The sequence below is a fragment of the uncultured Boseongicola sp. genome, from assembly GCF_937988555.1.
Taxonomy (GTDB): Bacteria; Pseudomonadota; Alphaproteobacteria; order Rhodobacterales; family Rhodobacteraceae; genus Boseongicola.
Genome location: NZ_CALJXO010000313.1, coordinates 1 through 6,157 on the forward strand (window position 1 = coordinate 1; position 6,157 = coordinate 6,157).

Annotated in this window: 5 protein-coding genes; 2 read left to right on the forward strand and 3 right to left on the reverse strand. The window is 55.6% G+C overall.

The annotated features are described in order from the left end of the window. Nucleotides 1-821: mannonate dehydratase (gene uxuA, locus Q1B15_RS18740; protein ID WP_299756637.1), on the forward strand; the 821-nt coding region annotated here is incomplete at its 5' end. Between the two features lie 537 nt (nucleotides 822-1,358). Beyond that, on the forward strand, nucleotides 1,359-2,348 hold the full coding sequence (locus Q1B15_RS18745) for an aldo/keto reductase (protein WP_299756639.1): 990 nt from the start codon (nucleotides 1,359-1,361) through the stop codon (nucleotides 2,346-2,348). Nucleotides 2,349-3,155: 807 nt separating this feature from the next. Here Q1B15_RS18745 and Q1B15_RS18750 read toward each other — a convergent pair. The 3 genes from Q1B15_RS18750 to nirK all read right to left on the reverse strand — a co-directional run bounded on the left by Q1B15_RS18750 (nucleotide 3,156) and on the right by nirK (nucleotide 6,156). Beyond that, entirely contained in the window at nucleotides 3,156-3,446 is a 291-nt protein-coding gene (locus Q1B15_RS18750) for a hypothetical protein (protein ID WP_299756642.1), read from the reverse strand. A 759-nt stretch (nucleotides 3,447-4,205) separates the two neighbouring features. After that, nucleotides 4,206-4,964: an SUMF1/EgtB/PvdO family nonheme iron enzyme gene (locus Q1B15_RS18755; protein WP_299756645.1), complete on the reverse strand. Its 759-nt coding sequence runs from the start codon at nucleotides 4,962-4,964 to the stop codon at nucleotides 4,206-4,208. Between the two features lie 22 nt (nucleotides 4,965-4,986). Then, nucleotides 4,987-6,156 carry a copper-containing nitrite reductase gene (gene nirK, locus Q1B15_RS18760; RefSeq protein ID WP_299756647.1) on the reverse strand — a complete coding sequence of 390 codons (1,170 nt, stop codon included), beginning with the start codon at nucleotides 6,154-6,156 and terminating at the stop codon, nucleotides 4,987-4,989. Nucleotide 6,157 lies beyond the last annotated feature (1 nt).

A 6,157-nucleotide genomic window follows, 5' to 3' on the forward strand; every position in this document is an offset into this window, starting at 1 on the left:
CGGATTTTGTAGTCTTTGATGTATATATCCTGAATCGAGCAGGTGCGAGCGAGGATTATTCCGAAGAGCTTCTGGACGCTGCGGCAAAGCGATACGCAGTTATGGATAATGACGCTAAAGATAGCATCGCTAACAATGTTGTTTATGGTCTGCCCGGGGCTGCAGATTCGTTCTCACTCGAAGATGTTCGCCAACATATCGGTGAATATTCTACCCTGTCAGAAGACGGGCTGCGCAATAACTTAATTGCCTTTTTGGAGCACGTAGCACCCCTTGCGCAAGAACTCGGAATTAAACTTTGCTGTCACCCTGATGATCCACCGTTTCCGCTGCTCGGTCTGCCCAGAATCATGTCGACCGAAGCGCAATATCGCGCAATACTAGAAGCTGTGGATCTTCCGGCGAATGGCATTACGCTATGCTCTGGCTCTTTAGGAGCAAGGCCTGACAATGATTTGACAGGCATGATGACTCGGCTTGGCGAACGAGTACATTTTCTCCATTTACGAAATGTTACGCGCGAAAGCCACGAAGTTCGCGGTTCCTTTCATGAAGCCGAACACCTTAAGGGCGATACCGATATGGTTCCATTGGTTCAGGCTGTCCTTGACGAGGAAACGCGTCGTCGTGAAGCCGGGCGATCAGACAGCTCAATTCCTTTTCGTCCAGATCACGGACAGGATATCCTGGACGATCTGGGCAGAAAGGCGCAACCGGGTTACCCTGCCATCGGTCGTTTAAAGGGGTTGGCTGAATTGCGTGGAATAATGACGGCTCTATCACATGCAAACCGGAGCGCGCTTGGACAGGCAAAAAATTGACGTCGCCGGGGGAACTCCCGGCCGATCTGCGCAAACCGGCTTACGAACCAGCCGACCATGCGCCGGGGATTGGTCATATTGGAGTTGGCAGCTTCCACAAGGCGTAGCAGGCAATCTACACAGATGATACGCTTGCGAGCGAGGGCGGCGACTGGCGGATTGTCGGCGTAAGCCTGAGGCGCCCCAAAGCTGCCGAGGATCTAAATCTGCACATTGGTCTTTATAGTCTCTTAGAGCGGACACTGAAAAAGCCTCAGTGCGGGTTATCGGAAGCATGTCTGACGTCGACGCCTATGGGTCCAAGTAGGGTAATTTGATAAGAGAGTGTTGTTGGCTCATCGTAAATTCGAACCATTAGGAGACTGGTTCGAATTCGCCTGGCAGCACCGAGCTAACTTGTAAATGTGAGTCCCTCTGAGGATTAGGTTAATGTGATCCCAACCATCGACAAGGCGTCTCCGTACTTTATGTGGAGCAATCACCAAGAAGCATCTATGATGGTGCTGCTCCCTGAAACCTGAACAGATCGAGGCATTTATGGAATATCGTCGCTTGGGAAAATCCGGCCTGCAAGTCAGTGAATTTTCGCTTGGCTCCTGGGTCACCTTCGCCAAACAGGTCGATACCGGCGACGCAAAATCGCTGATGACTGCCGCCTACGACGCAGGCGTCAACTTCTTCGACAATGCCGAAGGGTACGAATCGGGCGCCTCCGAGGAAGTGATGGGCGAGGCGCTAAAAGACCTCGGCTGGACCCGTGACAGCTATACAGTCTCGTCAAAAGTATTCTGGGGCGGGTCTAAACCAACCCAGCGCGGGTTGTCGCGCAAACATGTGACCGATGCCTGCCATGCCGCCCTACGCCGATTGCAGGTGGACTATCTCGACCTCTATTTCTGCCACCGCCCTGATATCGATACTCCAATCGAGGAAACCGTGCGGGCCATGCATGACCTGATCGCGCAAGGCAAGGTTCTCTACTGGGGCACCTCCGAATGGAACGCCCAGCAGATCTCTGAGGCTCATGGCGTGGCCCGTGCCAATCATCTGACGCCGCCGACGATGGAGCAGCCGCAATACAATCTCTTTGAACGGGCCAAGGTTGAGGGCGACTATATGCCCCTCTACGAAACGTTCGGTCTTGGCACGACCATCTGGTCGCCGCTCGCCTCGGGCATTCTCACCGGCAAATACAATGGCGCCATCCCCAATGACAGCAGGATGACCCTGCCGGGCTATGAATGGCTGCGCGACACCCTTGCCACGCCAGAAGGGCAGGACCGGCTAGCCAAGGTCACCGCCCTCTCAAAGCTGGCGGCAGAGGCCGGTATACCCGTCAATCACCTGGCACTCCTGTGGTGCCTTGCCAACCCACGCGTTTCTACGGTCATCCTTGGCGCATCGCGCACCAGCCAGTTAACTGACAACCTCGGTGCTCTAGCCAACCGGGACAAGATGAGCCCCGACTTGCTCGAGGCCATTGAAGCGGTGATGCAGAACAAACCGGAGGAGGCGAAGCGCTACTAAATTGCCTCGGCTCTATTGGAGGGTCTGTTGCACGAGCAAAGTATCGGTATCCGTCGCCAGACTGCCCGGTTTTGGCGGCATCGGTTTAGGCTGATGTTCGTCTCCGAAATTCGAAATCGTCGCAGTGAGGTCATTCGGTTGAGCCAATAGCGATGGTGTCTCGATGAGGTGGTCGTGAACAACAACGGCACGACACCCTACCTCTGACGGGCCGTTGATCACGAAGGTGATGGTAGACAATCGGAATCCGACTTGGATCTTAGTCGCGTTTGCAGCGTCTGATTATAATTAATAAATGTAATACATTAAGAGGTGGGGAAGGCTCAACGTCGGTCCCGTCCCCTCCTGGATGCTTAGTCGCGCAAGCGCACAAACCTGTTGCTTGACACAGCCTCACTCACAGAAGCCAAGGCGTTGAAAGTTAACCTATGGCGTGCGGTAGAGGAGGGGGTGGCACCGCCGTGCCAACCAAATTGCGCCATGAACCACCTCCGGGCCTTGCTGCTGCCGGACGTTCTGCGCGAATACTGCTTTGCACAAAATGGGAGCGCGAAATCGCTATCCAAGTTGTAAACCAAATTAGATTGAGCCGTCGGCAATCGTCCCCCGCCGACCGATTGTCATTTCGACCAAGCCCCTCTGAGACGCTCATCAGTCATAGCGAAGCTCAGACGCATCTGCCCAACCCCAAGGCCCTTGCCGACCAGCGCTTCGGCGATCGGCAGCGTGACGGATATGTCCGCATACATCTGCAGGCCGATCAGTGGTGCGACAGGACCCCATATTTTTTTATCGGGCCTATCTCACTCACATGATGTGCGGCAGCGTGCCCATCATGAAATCACGATTATAGTTGAGATAGCGAACACGTGGATCATCGTCTGAGTTCCGCATTATCTTGTCGTAGTCGGCCAGGCAGATGATTTGCGCCTCGTTCTGAATGATTTGAATACTCCTCTTATCAAGAAAGGCTTCACGAAACTCGCTCGCCAATCGAAAAGACGGAAAGTTCAGTACCGTCGTCGTACCGCCCGCGTTATTATGAAGGCCATAGCAAACCACCTTTTGTCTTTCGAAGATAAAGTCGGCAAATTCCATCGTGCCTTCTCTATAGCTTTGTATTGGAGCCTCCACAGCCTGGATGCGCTTTAGGACGCATCCCAATCTCATCGTTATAGAATTTGACTGATTCTGGAAGAGAAGGGCCTTCTTCTTTCTGCACTGCAGCAGTAGCTGCCTAAAAAATAAGCGATGCCTGGCGGTCCGCCCCGTCTCGTATAGGACCGCAATTTGCCCGCTGCACTGCGGCGAGGGTACCTTCATCCCATGTCATCACTGCATCACGGAGGGCGCGTGGCATTCATTCGCCTAACTGCCAAGTGCTGCGGAACAGCGTCTCGGAAATTGCGCCGCGCAACATTTTACGGTGATTTCTGCCGGTAAGCCCAAAAAAAGCGGCACCCTCGGGAGGTGAGGGCACCGCTTATAATGATAGTGCGCTACGGGAGGAGGTGTAGCGCGCCTTCTTTTGGGTTGCAGCTTGCTTTCGGGAGGAGGTGAAAGCTTGCTACTAGGGTGTGACGATGTCTCTGGGAGGAGAAAGTCCGACACTAGTTCCTTTCTCCTCATAGACGGAAATGCGGCACCGCAGCAATCTGAAATGCTGCGGTGCAGCCAATCGATCGGCATGATGATAAAATTTCATACGACCTCCGATCTGTTTGCTTAAAAAATGTGCTTGTGCTGAACAAAGCTGGCGCAACTCGGAAAGAGCAGAGGCGCGGTCTTTGCACAACAAAAGAAGCAATCTCACTCCCACAGCGTAAACTGGTTTGAATTTGTTGGGCAGCACTGTTCTCAGCTCTTTATTGGGTGACGATCGCTCACCAGTCGTAGGCCAAGATGGGCTGGGGGCGCGCCAACCGCGCACCCGCCCCGAGCCGGGTCGCGGACCAGAAAAGAGATGACGGCGCGATGCTCGCCTCCAAGGACATAGGCTGCACAGGGCGCCTCTGGTGATGTTCCTGTTTCGCCGTTGTAGCAATCCCCGGTCCATTCCCAGACGTTTCCGTCCAGATCGGCGACCCCCTCTGCGGTCGTCGACCAGAATCCTACGGGCCGAAGCGAGCGATCGATGTTTTCTTCAATCTGGTAGGCTGACGCCCATGTCAGCGAGGGGTCTGTGAAGATAGGGTCGGGCACTTCGGGCAGCACATCTTTGGCCATCTCGAACCATTCGTTCGATGTGGGAAGCCGAAATGGGTGACGAGTCTCCTTAGACAACCAGTGGACGTAGTCTTGCGCGTCCATCCAGTTAATTCCCGTTGCCGGGAAACTCTGCGGGTCAGCACCCTCGGGTTGGTGAAGTTCCAGATGGCAGGCGCCATCCTCGTAACAGCGGTTCCATTCAGCAATAGTTGTCTCGCGAACCTGTGCGAATATCTGTGAGCCGCCAGCGGACTCGAGAGACACCGCCACCATGTCCGGCAGCGGTGCGACGTGCGGAGCGAAGCTGACCCATCCTGCGAAGGCAAGCCCCGCGCCCAGGAACGTCACGGCAACAGCAGCCAGTTTTACTGGTCCGTTGACTGACAATCCTAAGAACGCAGGGGACACTAGGCAGCTCCTTCTGACTTGCTCAGGCGTCCATCACGGATGGTTCCATGACCTGCTCCATGAGCGCATTGTTCCATTCGCCATCGACGACGAAGTGGGCTGTTGCGCCAAGCAAGGCGGCTTCGATCAGGTTGTGGTTCACGTAGGCGTAGACGCCCGGTTGCTCGAATGTGTACATCGCAGCACCGGCTGAGCCGCCCCGGATGAACCAGGTTTCCAACCCGGTCTGCGGTGCGTCGCTGAACGAACCGGCTTCCCAGACGAAGTTGCCGTGGCCGCCAATCAGGTGTGGCCGCGTATCGCGGTTGGCTTGATTGTGGATCATAAGTACCGTCTTGCCGACCTCTGAACGGATTGCCTTTGACCCTGTGAGCGCTCCGACGGCCCCGTTGAAGACGCTGTGGGTCGGCGTCAGGGTCCGCATGGCTTCCAGCGAGTCGGCATAGTCTTCGCCAGGACTGCTGTACTGGAGGAAGTCACCTCTCTCGTTGCGCGGCAGATAATAGTCCTGCTCGCCGATATAGGCGATTTGGTCGTAAGGCAGCGCGTTTCCTTCGCCGTCCTTCAAGCCGTCGCGGGGCAAGACCATTACAGAACCATTCATGCCGTGGCAGACATGGTAAGGGATCATCGCACCACCCGGTGCGCAATGGTAGGTAAAGACACCCGGCTTCGTTGCTTTCCAGCGCAATACGGTTTGCTCGCCAGGATAAATGTGTGTCAAGCCGCCACCACCCAGCGCACCGGTCGATGCGTGGAAGTCGATGTTGTGTTCCATTAAGTTGTTACCGGGATTCTTAAGCGTAATTTCCACATAGTCGTTTTGATGCACGATGATCAGTGGCCCAGGCACAGAGCCATTGTAGGTCAGCGCCCAGATGCTTGCGCCGGTGTCTTCGTCGACAACCATCAGGCGTTCGCGGATGCTGAATTCAACCTCAACGATCTTTGGCGCGCCCGTGGCGACCTGTTCGTGCGCAGGAGCGAAGGGTGGCGCGACCATACGTTGCTTTACGCGCTCATATCCACTGAGATCGGCGGGCGCAGCCGCCACAATCGCATTTGCCTGCGCCTTGACCACATTGGGATCAATCTGCAGCGTTGCGGGCGCGGCCAGGCGGCGCGGCGCTGTGGCCCCAAGGGCTGCACCGCCTGCCAATGCGGCCGCCCCGGCAAGGGCCGTCCCCTTCAAA

Excerpts from the sequence above, each read along its gene's own strand:
- Q1B15_RS18745 (WP_299756639.1), top strand. The coding sequence starts at position 1,359 with ATGGAATATCGTCGCTTGGGAAAATCCGGCCTGCAAGTCAGTGAATTT.
- Q1B15_RS18750 (WP_299756642.1), bottom strand. The coding sequence starts at position 3,446 with ATGGAATTTGCCGACTTTATCTTCGAAAGACAAAAGGTGGTTTGCTAT.